Here is a 22,356-nt window from a genome sequence, read left to right on the forward strand (position 1 = left end):
CCTACGCCCGCGGCGCCCCCGCCGCCCCGTACCCCGCGTCGCTGCCCTTCAGCGCCCCCCGCGGCAGCTTCGGCGGGTCGTAGTCCTTCATGGGCTTTGCCGAGGGGTCGGGTCGTACCGCGCCCCGCACGGGGTTCGCGGCGATGGGGGAGACCTTGACCTTGGCTCCGGGGCGCGGGGCCTGGATCACCATGCCGTCGCCCAAGTAGAGCGCTACGTGCGTGGCCTTGGGGAAGTAGACGATCAAGTCACCCGGGCGCAGCTTCCGCAGCGAGACCCGCCGCAGCTGCGCCCACTGCTCCTGCGACGTGCGGGGGATGTCCTCTCCCGCCGCTGCCCACGCCCGCGAGGTGAGGCCCGAGCAGTCGAAGGCCTTGGGGCCTTCCGCGCCCCACTTGTACGGCTTCCCGATCTGCCGCACGGCGTAGGAGAGCGCCTTGTCCCCTCGCCGTGACGGTGGCCGGGTCGGCGCGGCGGAGCCCGGGGAACCGCTCAGGGAGCCCGACTTCAGGAACTTCCGCTGGGACTCGGCCATCCCCTCCTCCTCCGCCCGCGCGAGGTCCTCCAGCTGCTCCGTGCTCAGCGAGGCGAGCAGTTCCTCGACCTCCTTCAGCTGCCCGCGAACCGTGTCCCGTGCCTCCTTCTGCTGGGCGGCGAGGGTCAGTTGGGTCTCCAGGGCGGCCTTGGCGCTGGCCGCGAGCTCGGATGCTCTCTTCTCGCCGCCGACGAGCCGTTCCACCGTCGCGGCCCGCTCCGCCGACGCCCGCCCGATCACATGCCCCTGGTCCAGGGCCTGCTGCGGGTTGCGGGCGAGGAGGAGGCGTACGTAGGGGGAGATGTTCGTCCTGCCCTGGTACTGCTGGCGCGCGAAGCGGCCCGCCGCGCCACGGCTGTCGCGCACCGAGGTCCGGGCGCGGGCCAGCTTGCCGTTCAGGCGCCTGACCTCGGCGCGCTGGTCCTTCAGCTTCTCCGCGGTCGCGTTGTACGTCTCCGTCGACTCCTCGGCCTTCCGGTACAGCTCCTGAAGGTCCGTCAGGAGCTCGGAGACCGGGCGCTCCCCGGTGCCGTCGGGCCCCGGGACGGCGTACGCGGGGGAGGCGGGCGCCAGCAACGCGCCGACCACCGCACCCGTACCGACCCATCGCAGCAACGTGCCTGACATGCCATCACCTCCGGCGCGCGGCGGCGGCTCCGCCCCGCACCGCGAGCATCAGCCGCCCCGGCGCGGCCCGCCTCCGGAAGGTGCGCGGGTTGGCGCAATGCGGTCACTCGTCCAGGGCCCCACGGCGCGCCGCCCTTGCGGAGGCGACCCTCAGCCCGCCCCGCCCGGCTTCGACCAGGGCCACTTCAGGCCGGACCCGGCCTTGTCGCCCTCGGGGTCGTACTCGTACGTCCAGCCCTGGTGAAGGCCGAGCCGCTTCCCGCCCGCCTTGGCCACCCGGCGGTACACGAGCACGGTCGGCGGGCCGCCCGCCTCGTCCGGCACCGGAACCCGGTACACCTTCGGGGGGTGGCCGGTCGGGCCGAGCAGGATGGGCAGTACGCGGCCGTCCAGGGGGCCACCCACAAAGGGGGTGTCTTCGCTCTTCACCCGGCCAGTGTCACAGCTGGCGCCCGCCGCACGTCACAGCAGGCGGCTCCCGCACGTCACAGCAGGTGCGCCGCGTCGCTCACCACGGGAAGGACACGCCGGGCGAGCGAGCCCGCGGGGCCGTCGGACGTCTCCATGGCGAGGGCGACCCGTACCGCCTCCGCGGTCTGCGGGTCGCGGCCCGCCGAGGCCACGAGGACCGCCATGAACTGCTCGACCAGCCAGTCCCGCAGCTCGTCCAGCGGCGGCTGCTTCTCCTCGTCCAGCCAGATCAGCGACGCCGCCTCGACGGAGGTGATCCACATCCGCACCGTCATCCGGAGCCGCGGGCCCGTCGCGCCGACGACCTCGAGGTGGGCCAGGATGTGCTCGGCGGCCGTCCTGCGCACCTCGTCCACGATGGCGGTCGTCCGCGAGGTCTCCACGACGCTGCCGCCCTGGAGCAGTGCGCTGAACCCCGCGTCGTGCTGGTCGACGAAGGCGAGGTAGCGGTCGAGCGCGTTCGCCAGGCGCCGGGTGAGCGGGCCCTCCGGTGGTTCGGCGAAGCACTGCTCGAGCTCGTCGGCCGCGGAGCGCAGCGCGGCCTCGTACAACTGCTGCTTGCCGCCCGGGAAGTAGCGGTAGACGAGCGGCCGCGACACTCCGGCCGCCTCGGCGACGTCGTCGAGGGAGACCTCGTCGGGTGCGCGCACCGCGAAGAGGGACAGGGCGGCCTCCTTGAGCTGCCGCTGCCGCTCTTCGACACTGAGGCGCCGGTACGCGCGGGTGGGAGCAGGCGAGGTCATGCCTCGCAGCGTAACCGCCCTTTCGAACAAGCGCCCAGGAACCCTGCGTACCCTCTTCGCTACGCCAGGAGTCCCGAGCTCTTCCACAGCCGCCGCCCGGCGCCCCGCAGCACCCCGATGTCGTCCAGGAAGTCCGTCAGGCGCTTGGCCCCGGTCTGCATGATCTCGCGGCGGTGGGCGCTCGCCTTGACCTGGGCCATGGCCTCGCGCTTGTCCAGGCCTACGTTCGTGTAGACCTCGGGGTTGATGAAGGCGATGGAGAAGACGCGGGCGAACTCACCCGAGGTGAGGCGGGTGAACTCCTGGGACCAGCGCGGCGCCGTCACCATCTGGCGGCGCAGCTCCTCACGGGCGTACCGCACATGGCGCGCCTCCTCCACGACGTGGATCCGCGTGACGCCGCGCACGAGGGTCTGGACGCGCTCGTCCGGGAACGTCAGGCGCTGCATCCAGTCGAGGATCTCCTCGCCGAGCAGCGTCGCCGTGAACGAACCGGGCGTCGTCGAGATGGTCTTGAAGAGGCGGCCGAGGTTCCGGTGCACGGCGCTGACCGGGTAGTACGGGGTGTCCCCGCGCGAGATGAGGCGCGCGAACATCTTCGAGTGCCGGCACTCGTCCTCGATCTCCGTCAGGGCGTACCGCACGTGCGCGCTCGTCGCCGGCTTGTCGTAGATGTGCCGTACGAGCAGCTGCATCAGGATCAGCTCGAACCAGATGCCGAGCGACGCGAGCGCGGCGGCCTCGTGCTGGGAGAGCGCGATGCGCTGCTCCTCGCTCATCCGCCGCCACATCGGCGTACCGTACAGGGAGACCAGCTCCGGGGGCCAGAACCACTTGCCCTCCTCGAAGGGCGCCTCCCAGTCCAGCTCCTTGTCGGGGTCGAAGGAGTGCTTGGCGGAGGAGTCGAGCAGCCTCTCGGCCACCTGCTCCCGGTCCTTGAGCAGTCCGAGCGCGTCCCGCAGCCCTTCGATCGCCGCGTCCTCCGTGATGGTCGTCATGACTCTGCCCCTGCCTCGTCGTCACAGTTACCGGCGGTCACGAATTATGAGACTGCTTGTCAGCAAGGGCGTCAATCCCTTGCGCACGACTTGTTGACCCGACGTCTACGAACGTGTGAGCCTTCCAACTACCAACTAGTACAAGGCAGTCGAAGACAGCCGAAGGCAGTCGAAAGCAGCACGGGGGGACTACGGACAGACCGAGGCCACTTTCCTAAGGAGCCGTCAGTGTCCACGCACGAGCTGTACACACACGCCCCGGACGAGACCACCTGGCAGATACCGGCGAACGGCGCGGCCCGCTTCAGCTGGGAGTACGACGAGGGCCGCGCCCGGCTCCTCGCCCTCTACCAGAAGGGCAAGGACAAGCAGTGGGACGGCGCCAAGCGCATCGCCTGGGATCTGGAGGTCGACCCGTACGACCCCCTGGGCACCCCCGACGAGTCCCTCTCGCTCTACGGCACCCGCCACTGGGACAAGATGACGGAGCGGGACAAGGGCGAGCTGCGCAAGCACTACGCCTCCTGGCAGTTCAGCCAGTTCCTGCACGGCGAGCAGGGCGCGATGGTGTGCGCGGCGCGCATCGTGGAGTCCGTCCCCGACCTGGACGCGAAGTTCTACTCCGCGACCCAGACCATGGACGAGGCGCGGCACGCCGAGGTCTACGGCCGTTTCCTGCACGACAAGATCGGCATGCTCTACCCGATCAACGACAACCTCCAGTCCCTGCTCGGCGACACCCTGCGCGACTCCCGCTGGGACATGCCCTACTTGGGCATGCAGGTCCTCATCGAGGGGTTGGCCCTGGCCGCCTTCGGCATGATCCGCGACACGACGGACAAGCCGCTGCCGAAGCAGATCCTCGCGTACGTCATGCAGGACGAGGCCCGGCACGTGGCCTTCGGCCGCATGGCCCTGCGGGACTACTACAAACAGCTCTCGGACGCGGAACTGCGCGAGCGCGAGGAATTCGTCATCGAAGGCTGCTACTTGATGCGGGACCGGCTGCGCGGCGTCGAGGTCCTGGAGAACTTCGGTATCCCGAAGGCCGAGGCCGACGAGTGCAGCGAGAACTCCGAATTCCTCGCCCTGTTCCGGCAGTTGCTCTTCAGCCGCATCGTGCCGTGCGTCAAGGACATCGGCCTGTGGGGCAAGCGGCTCCAGGAGGCGTACGTCGACATGGGCGTCTTCGAAATGGGCAACGCCAACCTCGACCAGCTGATGGCCCAGGACGAGGAGATCGCGGAGAAGCTGGACGCGGAGAGGTTCGCCGCGGAGGAGGGGCAGCGGGTGGCGGAGGTCGAGGAGATGATCACCTCCGGCGGCGCCCCGAACCCCTGAGAACCCCGCATCCCCGGCCGCGTGGGGGCGGCTGCCCCGCTCTAGGGCCCGTCGAGCACCGCCTCCATCACCGCCTTCGCCACCGGCGCCGCGCTACCGCCGCCGCTGATGTCTCCCCGGTCCGCCGCCGCGTCCTCCACGACCACCGCCACCGCCACCGATGGCTGTGCCTCGCCGGATTTCTGGGCCCAGGAGATGAACCACGCGTACGGCGTCCCGGAGTTGTCGATGCCGTGCTGGGCCGTGCCCGTCTTGCCGCCGACCGTCGCGCCGGGGATCGCCGCGTTGCCGCCCGTGCCCTCCTTGACCACGTCGGTCATCATCTCCCGCAGCTGCATCGCCGTGGCCGGGTTCATGGCCTGGTGGAGGGAGCTGGTGCCGGTGTTCCGCACCACGTCGCCGTCGTCCGTCGTGGTCTCGTCCACCAGGTGCGGTGACTCGACATGGCCGCCGTTGGCCACCGCCGCCGAGACCATCGCCATCTGCAACGGCGTCGCCCGCGTGTCGAACTGACCGATCGCGGAGAGCGCCAGCTGCGCCTTGTCCATCGACGTGTCGAAGTTGCTCGCCGCCACCGACGACGGGATCTTCAGGCCGCTGTCGTTGAAGCCGAAGTTCCGTGCCGTGTCCAGCATGTCGTCCAGACCGGTGTCCGCGCCCAGCTTGGCGAAGACCGTGTTGCAGGACCACTCGAAGGCGTAGCGCAGGGTCGCGTTCTTGCAGCCGTCGACCTCGTTCGTCAGCTGCGTGCTGGTGCCGGGCAGCGTGTACGGGACGGGGGACTTGGTGGCGGCGTCCAGGTCCGTGACCGTTCCCGCGTCCAGGGCAGCCGCCGCCGTCACCACCTTGAACGTCGAACCGGGCGGGTACGTCTGGCGGATCGCCCGGTTCAGCATCGGTTTGTCGGCGCTGCCGTTCAGCGACGCCCACGACCTCGCCACCGACTCACTCGTGCCGGAGAGCCGCTCCGGGTCGTACGAAGGCGTGCTGACCAGGGCGAGGATCTTCCCGGTCGACGGCTCGATCGCGGCGACCGCGCCCTTCTTGCCGCCGAGCCCGGCGTACGCGGCCTGCTGCGCCGCCGCCTTGATGGTGGTCCGCACCATGCCGCCGGGGTTCTGCGCGCGGCTGATGTCGTTCCACAGGGGGAGCGGGGCGAGCATCGGGTCGGTCCCGGAGAGGATGTCGTCCTCGGCGTTCTCCAGGAGGGTCGTGCCGTAGACCTGCGAGGCGTACCCGGTCACCGGGGCGTACAACGGGCCGTTCCTGTACGTCCGTTCATAGCGGAGCTGCTCCCCGGTGTCCTTGGAACCGGTGACCGCGTGGCCCTCGACCATGATGTCGCCGCGCGGCTGGCCGAAGCGGACGATGGCCTGGCGTCGGTTGGCGGAGTTCTTGTCGAAGTGCTCGGCCTGGACGACCTGGACGCGGGTCGCGTTCACGAGCAGGGCGATCAGGAGCAGTGCGCAGAACGCGGCGGCATGCCGGATGTACCTGGTCACGCGTCCTCCCGCACGGGCCCCACCGGCTGGCTCCGGGCCGAGTCGCTGAGCCGGATGAGCAGCGCCACGATGATCCAGTTGGTGACGACCGACGAGCCGCCCTGCGCCAGGAAGGGCATCGCCATGCCCGTCAGCGGGATCAGCCCGGTCACGCCGCCCGCGATCACGAACACCTGGAGCGCGACGATCGAGGCGAGCCCGACCGCGAGGAGCCGCCCGAAGGCGTCCCGCAGGGCGAGCCCGGCCCGGTAGCCGCGCTCCACCAGGAGCGCGTAGAGCAGGAAGATCGCGGCGAGGCCCGCGAGGCCGAGCTCCTCGCCCGCCGTCGCCAGGATGAAGTCGGACTTGGCGGCGAAGCCGATGAGGATGGAGTGCCCGAGTCCGAGACCGGTCCCGAGCATCCCGCCGGCCGCGAACGCGAAGAGGGACTGGGCGAGTTGGTTCGGGCCCTCGCCCGCGTCGATGGAGGCGAAGGGGTGCAGCCAGTCCTCGACCCGGCTGTGCACGTGGGGTTCGAGCGAGCCGACCGTGTACGCCCCGACCCCGGCGAGCACCAGGCCGACCGCGATCCAGCCGGTGCGCCCGGTGGCGACGTACAGCAGGATCACGAAGAGGCCGAAGAAGAGCAGCGAGGTGCCGAGGTCCCGTTCGAGGACGAGGACCCCGACGCTCAGGAGCCAAATCGCCACGATCGGGCCGAGCACACGGCCGGTCGGCAGCTGGAGCTTCGTCAGCTTCCAGACCGTACGGCCGGTGTAGGCGAGGGCGTTGCGGTTGGCGGACAGATAGCTGGCGAAGAAGATCGCGAGCAGGATCTTGGCGAACTCGCCGGGCTGGATGGAGAATCCGCCGATCCTGATCCAGATCCGGGCGCCGTTCACGGCCGGGAAGAAGATCGGCACGATCATCAGGACCAGCGCGGCGACGACGCAGATGTACGCGTACCGCTGGAGCACCCTGTGGTCGCGCAGGAAGAGCACGAAGGCGATGAAGAGCGTCACGCCGACGGTGGACCAGACGAGTTGCGTGGGCGCGGCCTCGTCGCCGGGGGTCTCCAGGTCGAGCCGGTAGATCAGGACGAGGCCGAGGCCGTTGAGGAGCACGGCGATCGGCAGGAGCAGCGGGTCGGCGTAGGGCGCCCGGAAGCGGACCGCGAGATGGGCCAGGAGCGCGAGCACGCCGAGCCCGGCGCCGTAACCGGCGGCGCCGGGCGGGACGGTGCCGTTCTTGGCGAGGCCGACGTCGCAGTAGCCGTAGACCGAGAGCAGGACGGCCACGACGATCAGGGCGACTTCGGTGCCACGGCGCCGGGGCACGCGAACAGCGGGTACGGAGGGGGGCGCCGCTGCTGTTCGGGTCATGCCCGGAACGTAGCAAGCGATAGGCCCCAATGTCCGTTTATGTCACCGTGTGCTGCTGGTGCGTCAGCACCAGCGCGGGGCGGGCCCGATGTTGGCGATGTAGTGCGCGGCGCCCCATGCCCAGGTGCCGTTGGTGAGCAGGTACCAGCGGTTGTTGCCCTGCACGTGGTCGCCGGTCGTCTTGCAGTAGATGCGGACGATCTTGCCGTACGGAACGCTGCGGATCACCTTGGCGCCCCGGTGGGGGGAGGTGCGCAGCAGCAGTCCGGACTTGGCGGTGACACGGCCCTTGTAGACGCGCGGGTTGCTGTTGGCGTCGGTGTCGTCGGCGGCGAAGGCCGGGCCGGTGAGAGTGAGGGCGGCGAGCGCGCCGCCGGCGGCCAGTATGCCGAGCCGGGTGGTGGCGGAGGTGGGCCGAAGGGACATGGGGTCTCCTCTGGGGACGAGGCGGATGTGATGCGGCCTCAGGCCCGTGGGACGGGGGCATAGGCCGCAATTCACACTAAAATCGGCACGCTGGGCGCGCAAAAGGTCACGCGGCGTCAAACCGCCCGTCAGGCCGTCCCGTCGGCGCCCCTGGCACCGTTCCCCGCGCACTCCTCGTACGGCAGCGTCAGCGTCGCGACGGCGCCTCCGTCGGCCGCGTTCGTGAACGTGAGCTGCGCTCCGAGGACCGCCGTCTGGCCCAACGCGATCGTCAGACCGAGCCCGTGGCCCCTGGTCGTCCCCTCGGTGCGGAACCGCTGCGGCCCGTGTTCCACCAGGTAGCCGGGGTATCCGTCGCCGTGATCGCGCACCGAGACCACGGGCCCGTCGACGGTCACCACGACGGGCGCACGCCCGTGCTTGTCCGCGTTGGCGATGAGATTCCCCAGCACCCGCTCCAGGCGCCGCCGGTCGGTCTCCACGCAGACGTCGCGTACGACGACCAGCTCGGCGTCGACTCCCGAACCCCGCACGGCGCGCTCGGCCAGTGGGGCGAGATGGTGGTCGTCCAGATCGACCCGCTCGCTCTTCGCGTCGAGGCGGGAGATCTCCAGGAGGTCCTCGGTGAGGGTCCGCAGCGCGGCGACCCGGTCTCGCACCAGCTCCGTGGGGCGGCCCGGCGGCAGAAGCTCGGCCGCCGCGTGCAGACCGGTCAGCGGAGTGCGCAGCTCGTGCGCCACGTCCGCGGTGAACCGCTGCTCGCTCTGGAGCTTGCCCTGCATCGAGGACGCCATCGTGTCGAGCGCCCCGGAGACCGCCGCCACCTCGTCCTGGAGGCGCGAGGGCTCGCGGGTGCGCGGGTCGTTCACGCGGGCGTCGAGGTCACCCGCGCTGATCCGGCGGGCCACCGTCGCCGTCTGGTGCAGACGCCGCGTCACGCGCGTCACGGAGAACGCCCCGACCAGGAGCGTCGCCCCGATCGCGAGCACCGAGGAGCCGAGGATCGCCCGGTCGAGGCCGTCGATCGTGCGGGCGCCCTGGGCGTAGTCGACCTGGACGGCGATGGCGCGCCGGTCCGTCGCGGGCCCCGCCGCCCACATCGTCGGCCGGGAGTTCTGCGTGCCGACCATCGTCCCGCGCTCCCCGCCCACCGCGAGCTCCCGCAGCCGAGCGGGAAGGCCCGGCGGATCGACCCCCGCGCCGGGGCCGAGCTCGTCGCCCGCCTCGAACGCCGCGGTGGCGTCGTCGAGACGGGTGAGGGCGTGGTCGCGGGCCTGGCCCACGGTCTGGTTGGTCACCGAGACGTGCACGAGCGCGCCGAGCAGCGCGGCGAGCGCGCAGCACATGACGGTGATGAAGACCGCGGCCTTCCAGGTCAGCGTCGCCGTCCAGGCGGGAAGCCGCGGTCCGCGCGGCAGCCGGTGGCTCATCGGCTGTCGCTCGGGGAGTCACTCGGTGAGCCGCTCGGGGAGTCGCTCGGTGAGGGCACGGGCCGGGCGCTCGCCGCGGGCTCGGGCTTGCGGGACGGCTTCCTCGTCGGCGCGTTCGGCGAGCGCACGATCTCGTCGGTCGTCGGCAGCATGGTCTTCTGGTGGGAGTCCCAGGACCAGACGGTGCGGTACTCGTAGCCCTGCATGCCGGAGACGGCGCGGACGATCACCTCGTGACCGGCCAGCTCGACACCGAGCACGGCGTCCCCCATTTCCATGATCTGCGTCAACTTCCGCTTCTCCACGGCGTAGGCGCGTATGTCGAGATTCTCGGCGTGCCCCCGGGCAAGGCGGATGCCGACGATGAGGTCGTCCTTGCCGTCGCCGGTGAGGTCGCGGTAGTAGGCGTTCAGGACGGGGCACGCGCCGTCGCCGTCCTCGCCGCCACCGTCCTCGTCGCGACCGTCGGCGTGGCCGGTCTCGCACGTGTCCAGCTGCTCGGCCGTCTGCTTGTAGACCGCGTCCGAACGGCTGTACATCCCGGGGTTCTCGTCGAAATCGGCCTTGGCGACCGCCACCGGATTCACCTTGCGCAGGTCCCCGCCCGGTACGTCGACGCCCTTGACCGGCAGGCTCTCGATCGTGCCGTAGTCCTCGGCGGGCGCCGACGGAGGCGGCAGCTTCGGCCACAGGCGCGTGGGCGCCTCGGCGGTGGGCGTGGATCCCGCGCCGCGCAGGTCACCGGGGTCGCCACAGCCGCCGGCCAGCAGGACGGCGGGCAGCACGAGTCCTGCGGCGAGCGCGAGACGGCTCCGGTGCACTGCACTCCTGCCTGCCGGAGGAGCGGCCCGGGGGCTGCTCGGCTGCGGCGCGAGGTTCGGTTGCGGCGCCGCGGGGTCCGGGTCCCGTCACCCGGGTCCGGCTACGGCGCGAGGTCGGCGTAGAGAATGATGTTGTCGGTGCGGTGACCTTCCTTGATCGGTCCGCCACAGGTCAGCAGGCGCAGCTCGGGCCGGTCGGTCGCCCCGTACACCTTATTGGTGGGGAAGTTCTTTTTGTCCACCTGTTCAATCTCGCGCACCTTGAACGTCGCGGTACTCCCGTCCGCTCGCGGCACCTCGATCTCGTCCCCCATTCTCACCTTCGCCACGTTCTTCATCAGCGCGGGCCCTTCCGCGGTGTCGTAGTGCGCGACCAGGACGGCCGCCCCCTTCTCGCCGGGGGTGACGCCCCCGGTCCACCAGCCCGGCTCTTCCGCCTTGTCCACGGGCGGCACTTCGAGGGCGTCGTCCGCGCCCACGCCGAGGTCCAGCATCGACTTCGCGTCGACACCGGCCGCCGGGATGCGCAGGCCCGTGGGGCGGGACTTCTCGAGCGGGGCGTGCGGATCGGCCGCCGGTGAGGCGGTGGCGTTGTCGACCTTGACGTCGGGCGCGGGGTCGCCGCCGGAGCCCTGGCCGCAGGCGATGAGGCCGATGCCGAGGGCGGCGGTGAGGGCGGCGGCGGCAGCTATGCGGGTGGTGTGGCGGCGCTTTACGGGGGTGGGGCTGGGCTCGGGCGCGGGGGTGGGGGCTTGTTCGGTGGAGGTGCTCACAGCGGCTCCTGCGGGGTGCGTGGGGGAGGGGGCTCAGGCGTCGGTGCGGCCGCGGCGCAGCATCGCGTACCCGAGACCGGCCGCCCCGGCCGCCGCCATGGCGCCACCGGCGGCGATGAACACCGGGTCCCCGCTGTGGAACCCCTCGGTGCCGGCCTTGACCCCGCCTTCGGGGGCGCCAGGGGCGACCGGCGCCACGGTCCGGGTGCCGTCTGCCTGGGCCGCCTCGGCGTGTGCCGCCGCAGCGTGTGCCGGCGAGTCCGCGACGGCGGCCACAGCGGGCATGAGGAGCGCGCCGCCGACGACGGTGGTCACGGCGGCGGAACGGAGGAGGGTGCGGCGGCGGTGGCTGCTCATGAGCGGACGGTCCTTAGGGCTGACGGCTGGGAGGGGCTGGGGGCGGGCGGCCTGATCGCTGCGAGGGGAAGCGAAAGAGGCACCTATGAAGCTAGATGTCCGTCATTGCGGCAATTCGTCAGCTATGTAACAGCAAGCCATCACCGCGGAGGCGGCGGGGAGGCGGCACGAAGGCGATACGAAGACGGCACGGAAGCGGTGCCGTTACGAGTGGCTCAACGAGTGGCTCAACTTCCTTCCGCCTCGCCCAGGTTCTTGCCCAAGGCATGTCCTTGCTGCTCCCATGGTCCGTGGGGTGATGGTGCATGAGCGGACTGCGCGTCATACCGGCCTGGCGGCACGGACAGGAGCGGCTCTACGTCTGCCTCACGGACGGCAGAAGCGTGGCGTGGTACGAGCGGGAGTCGTCCCGCGTGAACCTGCTCGGCGAGGAGCACAGGGAAGCCGTCCTGCGCGCCCTCGCCCCCTTCCTGACCGGCGGCTTCTCGATAGGCCCGCCGCCCGTCCCCACCCCCGCGGAGCTGGCCCGCCTCGCCCTCCACCCGGACGACGACCTCGCCCCGAACCGCCCCGGCGAGGCACTCCTGATCGCCCTCGACCGCGACCCGGCCCCCGCCCGCAGGCTGCGCGCCGACCCTCGGCAGCGGGCGCTCACCGCCGAGCAGTCCATCGGCGAGGTGCTCGACGGCCTCGAAGGCGGCGGCTGGCACACCCTGCACTCGGTGCCGCTGCCGGGCGGCGCCCGCATCCACCACCTACTGATCGGCCCCGGCGGCCTGTTCAGCATCCACACGCTCCCCGCCCGCAAGCAGCGGGTGCGCGTCGCCGACCCGATGGTCACGGTCGGCCGCGCGGACCCGCGTCCACTCCTGAGGGAGATCCGCGCCGACGCCGACCGGGCGTCCTTCGCGCTGACCGCCGAGATCCGCCCGGTCCTGGCACTCTCCGGGGCGACGGATCTCGACGTCACGGCCCCGCCGCGCGAGGTGCGGATCGTGCGCGACGGGGAGGTGGCGGCCGTGGCGGGCACCGGCGGCGTACTGAAACCGGCCGATGTGGAGGCGCTGCACGCGATGGCCCGCGACCGGCGTACGTGGCTGCGCGTGTAACTGCCCGGCGGACCCCTTCTCAGGGGATTGCCAGGGGATTGCCAGGGGATTCTCAGAGGTTGTCGCCCCAGCCTCCCTGGATCATGGTCTGGAACGCCCAGGCCCCGCCCCGCTTCAGCAGGATGTCGGCGTACCGCAGCTGCTGCGTCTCGCCGTTCGCGGTCATCACCGAGTCGGTGAAGACGACGGCCATGGCGGGGGAGAGGTAGACGGGCGTGCGCGTGGACTCGAAGGTGATGTCCTCGCTCCCGTCCCCCATCACGTGCGTCATGGTCGCGACGAACTGTTCCCGGTCCCACTGCGCGGAGCGACCGTCGCCCGCGGAGTCGTCGCTGACCAGGTTGAGCGGGAAGACGGCCAGGTCGGCCATGCGCTCCACATCGCGCTTGGCGCTGTGTGCGTCGTACTCGGCGAACCATGCGGCCAGGCTCGCGCGGTCCTCGTCGGTCGCGACGTATCCGGTCTCGGGCAGTACGGTCATGTGGGCTCCTAATCAAGTTTGACTACGTGGAGAAAGATATGCTCGATAATCAGGCTAGTCAAACTTGATTAGATGTGACGCTGGTCACGCACCAGCCGCTAGCCGCTAGCCGCTAGCTGCTAGCAGTGGGGAGAGGGCGAGCCCGCCCCGGATCGGTGAGCGGGCCCAGCAGATCCCCGTACCGCTGGAGGCGAGGAGCGATGTCGGCGGCCAGGAAGACGAGCTGTGCCGGGTCGCCGGTCTCCTCGGCTTCCTCGACTTCTTCCCAGGTGACGGGGGTGGAGACCGTCGGCTCCCGGCGGGCGCGCAGGGTGTAGGGGGTGGCGGTGGTCTTCGCGGCGGCGTTCTGGCTGAAGTCGACGAAGACCTTGCCGGGCCGCAGGCTGCGGGTCATCCGGTGGACGACGAGGTCGGGCAGCTCGGCCTCGGCTTCCTGGGCGAGCTTCTTCGCGTACGCGGTGACGTCCTCGGAGGGTGTCGGCTCCAGGGCGCAGAGCAGGTGCAGGCCCTTGGATCCCGAGGTCTTCGCGTACGCGTGCAGGCCGTCCGCCCGGAGCCGCTCGCGCAGCCAGAGGCCTGCCCGGCAGCACTCGACGATGGTGGCGGGCTCGCCGGGATCCAGGTCGAGCACGAGCCGGTCGGCGACGGCGGGGGCGTCCGCCTGCCACTGGGGGGTGTGGAACTCGGTGACGAGGTTGCCCGCCCACATCAGCGAGGCGAGGTCGTTCACGACGATCTGCCGGATGTCCCCGTCCGAGCGCGGCACGTCGGCGGTATGCACCCAGTCGGGGGTGCCCGGGGGCACGTTCTTGGCGAAGAAGCGCTGGCCGTCCGGCCCGTCCGGAAAGCGCAGGAAGGAGAGGGGGCGGTTGCGGAGGTGGGGGAGGAGGGCCTCGGCGGTGCTGGCGTAGTAGTGCAGCATCTCGCCTTTGGTGAAGCCGGTCGCGGAGTAGAGGACCTTGTCGAGATTGCTGAGGGCGAGCCGCCGCCCCTCCACCTCGGTGATCGGCGTCATACGATGAGAATCCCACGAATAGGGATGAACCACCCTGAAACGGTGCTCGGCTGCTGAGAGGTGCCTGACGTGCGATCCATATGGAACGGTGCGATCTCCTTCGGCTTGGTCAGCATCCCGATCAAGCTCGTGAACGCCACCGAGAACCACTCGATCTCCTTCCGGCAGATCCATACGGAGGACGGGGGTCGGGTCCGCTATCGCAAGGTGTGCGAGCTGGAGGAGCGGGAGGTGACGTCCGCCGAGATCGGCAAGGGGTACGAGGACGCGGACGGCTCGATCATCCCGATCACGGACGAGGACCTGGCGGCGCTGCCCATCCCGACGGCCAAGACGATCGAGATCGTCGCGTTCGTGCCGGCGGACGGAGTCGATCCGATGCAGATGGACACGGCGTACTACTTGTCGGCCAATGGAGTGCCCGCGGCGAAGCCGTACACGCTGCTGCGGGAGGCGCTGAAGCGGAGCCAGAAGGTGGCGATCGCCAGGTACGCGCTGCGGGGGCGGGAACGGCTGGGGATGCTGCGGGTGGTGGACGACGTGATCGCGATGCACGCACTGCTGTGGCCGGACGAGATCCGGGACCCGGAGGGCGTGGCTCCGGACGCCCAGGTCAAGGTGCGGGACGCGGAACTGGACCTGGCAGACGCACTGATGGACACGCTGGGCGAGGTCGACGTGTCCACCCTCCACGACGACTACCGCGCGGCGGTGGAGGAACTGGTCACCGCCAAGGCCGAGGGCACGACTCCCACGGAGCCGGCGGCTGAGGGGGATTCGGGCGGGGGCAAGGTGATCGACTTGATGGCCGCACTGGAGAAGAGCGTGCGCGCGGCGAAGAGGGGAGGGGGGAGCGGGAGCGGGGCGGGGGCGAAGGTGACCCCGCTGGAGCGGGCTTCGGCGTCGAAGACGACGCCGAAGGAGGTAGGGGGCAAGAAGTCGACGGCGAAGAAGACGACTACGAAAAAGTCGGCGGCGAAGAAGCCCGCAGCAAAAAAAACGACGAAGAAGCGGACTTCGGCATAGGGCGGGGCGCGTACGGGGGTACGGCAGCGGGTCCGTCTGTGGGTGCGGGGCCGCGCCGGTATGTCCGTCCTCGCTATCGTCCGGTAACCGCCGGGCCACTTCGGCACCGGAGCCTCCGGGAACCGTGCTCCGGGCAGACATACCGACACGCCCCCCTCGCGAGCGTCGCCGACTACCGGTGAGCGGAAGCCGGGCCCTCGTGACGGAGACCGCAATGCACGAATCCACCGCCGGGCGGTAGGCCGCCCACCCACCTCCGGCGGTACGTCGCCGCCACCCCCGGGCTGTACGTCACCGACCCACCCCCGGGCTGCACGCTGCACGTCGCCCACCCCCCTCCTGTTCCGCATGCCCTGCCACCCCGGGGCAATCGGGCGGGTGGGTGGGAAAGGTCTGTTCGGTCAGGGGTGGCTGCGGGGTGAACGGGTGGGTGGGTGGGAGAGCCCGTTCGGTCAGGCGCAGGACGCGGGCCCGCCGACGGACACGGGGGGTGACGGTTCAAGCGACGGCCGCAACCCACGTGGCGCCCCCAGGCTCGCCCCACCGCCCGTACGCGGGGAACCTGGGGACATGACCCACGACAAGGACAGCAACTACCGGCCCGTCGTCTTCCGCGACCGCTCGGCGGGCTACGCCTTCCTCACCCGTTCCACCGCGGAGAGCGACCAGACCATCGAGTGGGACGACGGCGAGACGTACCCCCTGGTGGAGGTGGAGATCTCCTCCGAGAGCCACCCCTTCTACACGGGCCGCGCCCGCGTCGTGGACTCCGAGGGCCAGGTCGCCAAATTCGAGCGCCGCTACGGCGATCAGGCACCCCCGGCCACACCGGAGGGCTGAGGGCGCACGCCACGCCGCGTGCGGCGCAGGAGTGGCAGGAGGGGCACGGCACCCCGACGATGTCCGTAGGAAGTTGATCACCAACGAAGACGAAGACAAGCTTGATCACGAGAAGGCGGCGGGCATGACCGACAGCACGACCGATCTCACGACGGATCTCCAGGCGCTGGCGGCCGAGGCGTACATCTACGGCTACCCGATGGTGCTCAATCTCGACGAAGTCGACCGCTTCTCCCGCAAGGGCATGGGCTCGCTGGCCCCCGCACCGTTCAACGAGTTCAGCCACGCGACCCGTCTCGCGGGCCCGGACGACCCCTTCGTGAGCGTCAACAACGACACCATCTACTCGCTGGCCCAGCTCGATCTGTCCGGCGGCGCCCTGCTCCTGACGGTCCCGGACACGGACGGCCGCTACTACGTCCTGCAGTTCGTGGACGCCTGGACCAACAACTTCGCGTACGTGGGCCGCCGCGCCACCGGCACCGGCGCGGCCAGTTTCCTGCTCACGCCGCCAGGCTGGGACGAGGAGGTCCCGCCGGGCGCCACCCGGATCGCCGTGCCGACGCAGGTGGCGTCGATCGTCGGCCGGTGGGCCTGCTCGGGCCCGGACGACGTGGCGGCGGTACGGGCACTCCAGGAGGACACCCACCTGGAGCCTTACTGGACGGCATCCGGAGAGTCCCACGGGCTGCCGACCCACACGTACATCCCCGACGGCGAACCGGAGCTCCTCTTCTACGAGAAGCTGCGGGCCAGGATGGCCGCCTTCCCGCCCGCGCCCGCCGACCTGACGTACCAACAACAGTTCGCCCCGCTGGGCCTGTTGGACGCGCAGAGCCCCTACGCGACCCCCGAGCCCGACCTCGCCAATGCTCTGCGCGCGGGATTCGCCGAGGGCAAGGAGAAGGTCGAGTACGCCTCGACCCGCGGGGACAGCGCAGAGCAGAACGGCTGGAAGCTGACGTACCACGCCTTTGATTACAACGCAGACCACTTCGAGATCGGCACGCTCAAGGATCCTCAATGGATCTACACGGACCGGGAGTTGGGCCGCATGGTGCGCGCCACCTCGGCCCGCACCGCGCTCTGGGGCAACCACGCCTACGAAGCGGCGTACGCGATGACGTGGCACGACGGCGACGGACAGCCCCTGGAAGGCGGGCAGTCATACACCCTGCGCTTCGAGAAGCCGCCGCCCGTGGACGCGTTCTGGTCGATCACGATGTACGACCTGCCGGACTACTACCTGGTCGACAACCCCATCGCCCGCTACTCCATCGGCGACCGAACCCCGGGCCTGAGCTACGACGACGACGGCTCCCTGACCCTCCGTCTCCAGCTGCAGCGCCCGGCCGACGACAAATCGGCCGCCAACTGGCTGCCCACCCCCAACGGAAACTTCCGCCCAATTCTGCGGATGTACACGCCACACGCCGCGATCTTCGACGGGACGTACGAGGTGCCGCCGATCCGCCGTAGTCAGGTGGAGTGAAGGATGGGCCTGTAGATCATCTCCTGAATGTGGCCGTCGAGCGTCGTGCGGTCGATCAGCTCGAGATCGAAGTCGGCAGCACCTCGGAAGATCGGATCAAGCCCGGTCCGACCGGTGATGACAGGGAAGAGCGTCACCTGCACACGGTCGACCAGACCGGCGGCCATCAGCGCCCGGTTCATCGACAGGCTGCCGTGTGAACGCAACGGCACCCCGGATTCCTCTTTGAGCCGAGCGACAACATCGACGGCATCACCGCTGGCGAGGCTCGCATCAGGCCAGTCGAGAGGCCCTTCCAGCGTGCTCGACACCACGGTGGCAGGCAGGTTCCGCATCCGAGTGACCCACGGGTCACGCACGTCTGTCTCCGCGGTACTCGAAGCAAGCATCTCCGCAAAGGCCCGATAGGTATTACCCCCAAAGACCATCCGCTGCTCCTGGCCGTACAGGGCAAGCCGATGATCAAGCAGCTCAGGCCCTTGCTTACCCCAGTAGCCGGTCCAGTCACCACTGGCGGCACCAAAGCCGTCAAGACTGGAGAAGACATCGAAGGTATAGGTGACGGTCATGGCACTCTCCTCGCCTGCGGCTGATCACGTATCGCCAACGTCGCCAGTACAGACCCCAGCCGCCGACGAGACTCATCGGTGCCGAGGCCGCAAGAGAACACTCTGCGGGCCACTACGATGATCAACTGGGCGCGACACCCCTGACCGCAGTTAGGGGTGGGGGAACGGTGCCCAGATCGCTCGTAGCGGACCGCTGCTCGAAGTGAGGTGAAGGCAATGACGATCGAGCAGGTCGCAGTGATCGCCCTGGTGGTCGAGGTGGTGGTCATGGTGCTGGCGAGGTTCGGTACCGAGCGGCGCCATTGGAACCACTACAAGAACCGAGGGCCCGCTCCGCAGAAGAGGGACGACATCACGCACGTGTCGGGGGCCCTGTACGCGGTCGCCGCTGTAGCCATGGCGGTCGCCGCTCTGACGACACACGCGGAACTGACCCTGCCCGCTGTCGGCACGTTCGCGCTCTTCGGCATCCTTCTCCCGGCGTTCGCCGCCAACTCCGTCATGGTGCTGGCGACATCGGGCCGCCCGGAAGCGGTGACTCGATGCCAACGGGGGATCGCCTACGCGGTCGCCGCCGGGGGCGGCCTGGTCTCCATCGGCCTAGTCAGCTGACACTCTGACGCGACGGCCCGCCGGCTCCGGCGAGCCGTTCGCGCCCGAGAACGGGACAGCGGTCGGTCCGGGATTCGATACTCGCCGACACCAGACTCCCGTCACCGTAGATACGCGAAGACCCCGGCCTCAGCGTTTCCGCTGGTGACGGGGTCTTGGGCACCCAATGAAAGGTGCCCCCGGCAGGATTCGAACCTGCGCACACGGCTCCGGAGGCCGTTGCTCTATCCCCTGAGCTACGGGGGCGTGTCGGGGCGGGTTGCGCCGCGACGTGTAGAACCCTACCAGCTCCGAACGGCTCCCCATGAACAGGTATTTCCGCACTCCGTGGCCATGGGGGCGAGCGCATCCGCACCCTGCGTCCCAGAGGTCACCCTTGCCGCCCCGCACGCTCCCTCGCACGGGGCGGAAGTGGGGAAAACCCGGACGCGGCGGCTGGCGCGGACCTACTCTCGAGTTGTGTCAGGCGTGTCAGGCCGCGTGCTTGTTGTGGACGACAACAAGGTCATCCGGCAGCTGATCAGGGTCAACCTCGAGCTGGAGGGCTTCGAGGTCGTGACCGCGGCTGATGGTGCCGAATGCCTGGATGTGGTGAACCAGGTCAGACCCGATGTCGTCACGCTCGACGTGGTGATGCCCCGCCTCGACGGGCTGCGTACCGCCGCTCGACTGCGTTCCGATCCGCGGACCCGGGATCTGCCCATCGTCATTGTCAGTGCCTGCACCCAGTACGAGGTGGCCAGCGGGCTCGAGGTCGGGGTGGACGCCTTCCTGGCCAAGCCCTTTGAGCCTGCCGAACTACTCGGCATCGTACGGCAGTTGATGGAACACGGCAGTGGTGGTGGCGCCGGTGTCGGTGGTGATGGCGGTGACGGCGGGCACAGTGCGCTCAGCAGTGAGCGCGGGGCCGCCGGAGAAGCCGAGCGCGCCGGCCGCCCCAGCGGCTGACCCCGCCCCCGCCACGGCAGCTGACCTCGTCCCCGCCCGAGCGGATGAACCCGCCCCTGCCGCAGCAGCTGACCTCGCCCCCGCCCCGCCCGAGCGCATGACCCCGCCCCGCCCGAGCGGATGCCCCCGCCCCGCACCGGAGCCCGGCCCAGCCCCCGCCGGAGCCGCCCAACCCGCCCAAGCCGCCAGCACCGCCCCTCCTCGCCCGCACCCCCCACCCCCCTCCCCGCCCGCACCCCCCGTCCACATCCCGGACCATCAGCGAAACCAGGTCGCGTCCCCACCCCCCTCCTCCCATACGCTTGTCCCGTGACCCCCGTCGAGCTCTCCCGCACCGTGCTGCGCGCCATGCGTCGTGCCGTCGATGACGGGGAGCTCAGTGGCCTCGGGGACGTGGGGGCCACGGCGCGCGTCGTCGTCGAGCGGCCCCGGCCCGGCGGGTGCGGGGACTACGCCACCAACGTCGCCCTCCAGGTCGCCCGCGCCGCGGGGCGATCGCCCCGGCAGGTCGCCGAAGTGCTCTCCCCGCGGCTTGCGGACGAGCCCGGCATCGCCGCCATCGACATCACCGGGCCCGGTTTTCTGAACATCACCCTCGAGCGGGGTGGCGACAAGAACAGCGGCAGCGGCAGCGGCTCCGCCGACCTCGTACGTGACGTCCTCACCCGCGGCGCCTCCTACGGGCACATCCATCCCGCCTCCGGCGAAGCGGAAGTCCACCAGCTCCACTTCCCCCGCGAAGTCCGCGCCGCCGTCCTCGCCGATTCCCTCCGCCGCATCCTCCTCTCCCAGGGCGCCCGCGTACGGAACACCTGCGAGGAGGCCCCCGACCCCGGCTGGGCCCCCCTCGGCGTACACGTCGACGCGTACGGGACCCGCCCCGCCCCCCTCAAGGCCCTACGGCCCGTCCCCGCCCCGGCCGACCCCGCCCCCCTCGGCCCCGACGCCGCCCGCTGGGCCCTTCTCCACCCCGCCGCCCACGACCGGCCCCGCATCAGCGACGAGCACCTCGTCCAGCGAGCGGCCAACCCCCTCTTCCGTGTGCGGTACGCCCACTCCCGCACCCGCGCCCTCACCCGCAACGCCGCCGCCCTCGGTTTCCACAGCGCCCCGGGGGACGTCACCGCGGACGAGCTGCTCGATGCCCTCGCCGACCACCCCCGCATCCTGGCCGCCGCCGCCCGGCACCGTGCGCCCGATCGGCTTGCCCGGCATCTTGTCGTCACCGCCGATGCCTTCCTCGCCTTCGAGCCCGCCGTCCTGCCGCTTGGTGACGAGAAACCCTTGGCCGCCCACCGCGCCCGGCTCGCGCTCGCCGAAGCCGCCGGGACGGTGCTCGCAGGCGGCCTGTCCCTGCTCGGCATCAGTGCCCCCGAGTACTTGTGACACGTGAAGACAGACGTGAATGAAGTGAGAGAGACGAACGCGACATGAGCCGTTCCGCACACCCCGCCGGGCCCCGCCACGCCGACGTAGTGCCCGAAGGGCACTACACCGCCCCGGCCGCCGACCTGAACTCCCTCGACCCGAAGGTCTGGGCGCAGACCGTCGGGCGTAACTCCGATGGTGTCGTCACCGTCGGCGGGATCGAGGTGACCCGGCTCGCCGAGGAGTTCGGCACCCCCGCCTACTTCCTCGACGAGGCCGACTTCCGCGCCCGCTGCCACGCCTGGCGCGGTGCCTTCGGGGCGGACGCCGACGTCTTCTACGCGGGGAAGGCCTTCCTCTCGCGGGCGGTCGTGAGGTGGTTGCACGAGGAGGGGCTCAATCTCGATGTGTGCAGTGGTGGTGAGCTCGCTACCGCTCTCGCCGCCGGCATGCCCGCCGACCGCATCGCCTTCCACGGCAACAACAAGACCGAGGACGAGATCGAGCGGGCCATCGAAGCCGGCGTGGGACGCATCGTGCTCGACTCCTTCCAGGAGATCGTGCGCGTCGCTCACATCGCCGACCGGCTCGGCACCCGTCAGCGCGTGCAGATCCGCGTGACCGTCGGCGTCGAGGCCCACACCCACGAGTTCATCGCCACCGCCCACGAGGACCAGAAGTTCGGCATCGCCCTCGCCGGGGGACAGGCCGCCGAAGCCGTGCGCAGGGCCCTTCAGCTCGATGGGCTCGAGCTCATCGGGGTGCACAGCCACATCGGGTCGCAGATCTTCGACATGGCCGGGTTCGAGGTCTCCGCCCGACGTGTCGTACAGCTGCTCGCCGAGATTCGGGATGAGCATGGCGTCGAGCTTCCCGAGATCGACCTCGGCGGCGGGCTCGGCATCGCCTACACCTCCGAGGACGACCCCCGCGAGCCGCACGAGATCGCCAAGGCGCTCGGCGAGATCGTCACGCGTGAGTGCGAGGCCGCCAATCTGCGGACTCCCCGTATCTCCGTCGAGCCCGGGCGCGCCATCGTGGGACCCACCGCCTTCACCCTCTACGAAGTCGGTACGGTCAAGCCGCTCGAAGGACTGCGTACGTACGTCTCCGTCGACGGCGGCATGTCCGACAACATCCGTACGGCCCTCTACGACGCCGAGTACAGCGTCGCGCTCGTCTCGCGTGAGTCCGACGCGGAGCCCATGCTCGTCCGCGTCGTCGGCAAGCACTGCGAGAGCGGGGACATCGTGGTGAAGGACGCGTTCCTGCCCGCCGACGTCGCTCCCGGCGATCTGATCGCCGTGCCCGCGACCGGCGCGTACTGCCGCTCCATGGCGAGCAACTACAACCACGCCCTGCGTCCGCCGGTCGTCGCCGTGCGGGAAGGTGAGGCGCGGGTCATCGTCCGGCGCGAGACGGAGGAAGATCTCCTGCGACTTGATGTCGGCTGAGGAAATATCGGCCCGGAAACAGCGATCGATGAAGTATCGGTCTGTGAAATAGATGTC

The 22,356-nt window shown here is 70.3% G+C and carries 23 protein-coding genes and 1 tRNA gene; 9 read left to right on the forward strand and 15 right to left on the reverse strand.

Going from position 1 to position 22,356, the window contains the following annotated elements:
• Position 1 precedes the first annotated feature (1 nt).
• The 4 genes from ACWGI2_RS20045 to ACWGI2_RS20060 form a co-directional block, all read right to left on the reverse strand.
• On the reverse strand, positions 2-1,162 hold the full coding sequence (locus tag ACWGI2_RS20045) for an NlpC/P60 family protein (protein WP_453696608.1): 1,161 nt from the start codon (positions 1,160-1,162) through the stop codon (positions 2-4).
• A 150-nt stretch (positions 1,163-1,312) separates the two neighbouring features.
• On the reverse strand, positions 1,313-1,591 hold the full coding sequence (locus ACWGI2_RS20050; protein ID WP_453397906.1) for a hypothetical protein: 279 nt from the start codon (positions 1,589-1,591) through the stop codon (positions 1,313-1,315).
• A gap of 56 nt (positions 1,592-1,647) precedes the next feature.
• A complete protein-coding gene (locus tag ACWGI2_RS20055; RefSeq protein ID WP_453397907.1) occupies positions 1,648-2,376 on the reverse strand; it encodes a TetR/AcrR family transcriptional regulator in 729 nt (242 codons plus the stop codon).
• Between the two features lie 59 nt (positions 2,377-2,435).
• Entirely contained in the window at positions 2,436-3,374 is a 939-nt protein-coding gene (locus ACWGI2_RS20060; RefSeq protein WP_453397908.1) for an AurF N-oxygenase family protein, read from the reverse strand.
• A 228-nt stretch (positions 3,375-3,602) separates the two neighbouring features.
• Here ACWGI2_RS20060 and ACWGI2_RS20065 point away from each other — a divergent pair, with 228 nt between their 5' ends.
• Positions 3,603-4,715, forward strand: coding sequence for a ferritin-like domain-containing protein (locus ACWGI2_RS20065; protein ID WP_453397909.1), 1,113 nt, complete (start codon positions 3,603-3,605; stop codon positions 4,713-4,715).
• Positions 4,716-4,756: 41 nt separating this feature from the next.
• Here ACWGI2_RS20065 and ACWGI2_RS20070 read toward each other — a convergent pair whose 3' ends face one another.
• The 7 genes from ACWGI2_RS20070 to ACWGI2_RS20100 form a co-directional block, all read right to left on the reverse strand.
• Positions 4,757-6,217: a penicillin-binding transpeptidase domain-containing protein gene (locus tag ACWGI2_RS20070; protein WP_453696609.1), complete on the reverse strand. Its 1,461-nt coding sequence runs from the start codon at positions 6,215-6,217 to the stop codon at positions 4,757-4,759.
• Positions 6,214-7,578: an FtsW/RodA/SpoVE family cell cycle protein gene (locus tag ACWGI2_RS20075; protein ID WP_453696610.1), complete on the reverse strand. Its 1,365-nt coding sequence runs from the start codon at positions 7,576-7,578 to the stop codon at positions 6,214-6,216. Before ACWGI2_RS20075 ends, ACWGI2_RS20070 begins: the two co-directional genes overlap by 4 nt.
• A 63-nt stretch (positions 7,579-7,641) precedes the next feature.
• Entirely contained in the window at positions 7,642-8,004 is a 363-nt protein-coding gene (locus tag ACWGI2_RS20080; protein WP_453696611.1) for an SH3 domain-containing protein, read from the reverse strand.
• 128 nt (positions 8,005-8,132) lie between these two features.
• Positions 8,133-9,434 carry an ATP-binding protein gene (locus tag ACWGI2_RS20085; RefSeq protein ID WP_453397913.1) on the reverse strand — a complete coding sequence of 434 codons (1,302 nt, stop codon included), beginning with the start codon at positions 9,432-9,434 and terminating at the stop codon, positions 8,133-8,135.
• The gene (locus tag ACWGI2_RS20090; RefSeq protein WP_453696612.1) at positions 9,431-10,255 is read right to left on the reverse strand and encodes a hypothetical protein; all 825 of its coding nucleotides are present in this window, start codon (positions 10,253-10,255) and stop codon (positions 9,431-9,433) included. Before ACWGI2_RS20090 ends, ACWGI2_RS20085 begins: the two co-directional genes overlap by 4 nt.
• A 101-nt stretch (positions 10,256-10,356) precedes the next feature.
• The gene (locus tag ACWGI2_RS20095) at positions 10,357-10,947 is read right to left on the reverse strand and encodes a class F sortase (protein WP_453398115.1); all 591 of its coding nucleotides are present in this window, start codon (positions 10,945-10,947) and stop codon (positions 10,357-10,359) included.
• A 114-nt stretch (positions 10,948-11,061) separates the two neighbouring features.
• Positions 11,062-11,385 carry a hypothetical protein gene (locus ACWGI2_RS20100; protein ID WP_453696614.1) on the reverse strand — a complete coding sequence of 108 codons (324 nt, stop codon included), beginning with the start codon at positions 11,383-11,385 and terminating at the stop codon, positions 11,062-11,064.
• A 305-nt stretch (positions 11,386-11,690) separates the two neighbouring features.
• On the opposite strand from ACWGI2_RS20100, the gene ACWGI2_RS20105 reads away from it, so the two are divergent.
• Positions 11,691-12,494, forward strand: coding sequence for a nuclease-related domain-containing protein (locus ACWGI2_RS20105; protein ID WP_453696615.1), 804 nt, complete (start codon positions 11,691-11,693; stop codon positions 12,492-12,494).
• A gap of 52 nt (positions 12,495-12,546) precedes the next feature.
• On the opposite strand, the gene ACWGI2_RS20110 is transcribed toward ACWGI2_RS20105, so the two are convergent.
• Positions 12,547-12,975: a DUF4440 domain-containing protein gene (locus ACWGI2_RS20110; protein ID WP_453696617.1), complete on the reverse strand. Its 429-nt coding sequence runs from the start codon at positions 12,973-12,975 to the stop codon at positions 12,547-12,549.
• A gap of 112 nt (positions 12,976-13,087) precedes the next feature.
• Positions 13,088-13,990 (reverse strand): non-homologous end-joining DNA ligase, encoded by a 903-nt coding sequence (ligD, locus tag ACWGI2_RS20115; RefSeq protein ID WP_453696619.1) that lies wholly within the window; start codon positions 13,988-13,990, stop codon positions 13,088-13,090.
• A gap of 69 nt (positions 13,991-14,059) precedes the next feature.
• On the opposite strand from ligD, the gene ku reads away from it, so the two are divergent.
• From ku to ACWGI2_RS20130, 3 genes are all read left to right on the forward strand, one after another.
• A complete protein-coding gene (gene ku / locus ACWGI2_RS20120) occupies positions 14,060-15,016 on the forward strand; it encodes a non-homologous end joining protein Ku (protein WP_453696620.1) in 957 nt (318 codons plus the stop codon).
• 570 nt (positions 15,017-15,586) lie between these two features.
• Entirely contained in the window at positions 15,587-15,856 is a 270-nt protein-coding gene (locus ACWGI2_RS20125; protein WP_453397919.1) for a type B 50S ribosomal protein L31, read from the forward strand.
• Between the two features lie 124 nt (positions 15,857-15,980).
• Positions 15,981-17,348 (forward strand): DUF1254 domain-containing protein, encoded by a 1,368-nt coding sequence (locus tag ACWGI2_RS20130; RefSeq protein ID WP_453696622.1) that lies wholly within the window; start codon positions 15,981-15,983, stop codon positions 17,346-17,348.
• Here the strand turns inward: ACWGI2_RS20130 and ACWGI2_RS20135 are convergent.
• Positions 17,336-17,917, reverse strand: coding sequence for a dihydrofolate reductase family protein (locus ACWGI2_RS20135; protein WP_453696623.1), 582 nt, complete (start codon positions 17,915-17,917; stop codon positions 17,336-17,338). The genes ACWGI2_RS20130 and ACWGI2_RS20135 overlap by 13 nt on opposite strands.
• Before the next feature lie 216 nt (positions 17,918-18,133).
• Here ACWGI2_RS20135 and ACWGI2_RS20140 point away from each other — a divergent pair, with 216 nt between their 5' ends.
• Positions 18,134-18,529 carry a hypothetical protein gene (locus ACWGI2_RS20140; RefSeq protein WP_453696624.1) on the forward strand — a complete coding sequence of 132 codons (396 nt, stop codon included), beginning with the start codon at positions 18,134-18,136 and terminating at the stop codon, positions 18,527-18,529.
• A gap of 174 nt (positions 18,530-18,703) precedes the next feature.
• On the opposite strand, the gene ACWGI2_RS20145 is transcribed toward ACWGI2_RS20140, so the two are convergent.
• Positions 18,704-18,775: transfer RNA gene (locus tag ACWGI2_RS20145), tRNA-Arg, on the reverse strand.
• A gap of 243 nt (positions 18,776-19,018) precedes the next feature.
• Between ACWGI2_RS20145 and ACWGI2_RS20150 the strand changes: the two genes are divergently transcribed.
• The 3 genes from ACWGI2_RS20150 (at position 19,019) to lysA (ending at position 22,299) form a co-directional block, all read left to right on the forward strand.
• Positions 19,019-19,477, forward strand: a complete 459-nt coding sequence (locus ACWGI2_RS20150) for a response regulator (protein WP_453696626.1) — start codon at positions 19,019-19,021, stop codon at positions 19,475-19,477.
• Between the two features lie 309 nt (positions 19,478-19,786).
• Positions 19,787-20,863: an ArgS-related anticodon-binding protein NrtL gene (nrtL, locus tag ACWGI2_RS20155; RefSeq protein ID WP_453696627.1), complete on the forward strand. Its 1,077-nt coding sequence runs from the start codon at positions 19,787-19,789 to the stop codon at positions 20,861-20,863.
• Between the two features lie 44 nt (positions 20,864-20,907).
• Positions 20,908-22,299: a diaminopimelate decarboxylase gene (lysA, locus tag ACWGI2_RS20160; RefSeq protein ID WP_453696628.1), complete on the forward strand. Its 1,392-nt coding sequence runs from the start codon at positions 20,908-20,910 to the stop codon at positions 22,297-22,299.
• Positions 22,300-22,356: the final 57 nt, after the last annotated feature.

The sequence above is a fragment of the Streptomyces sp. NPDC054866 genome, assembly GCF_053610745.1.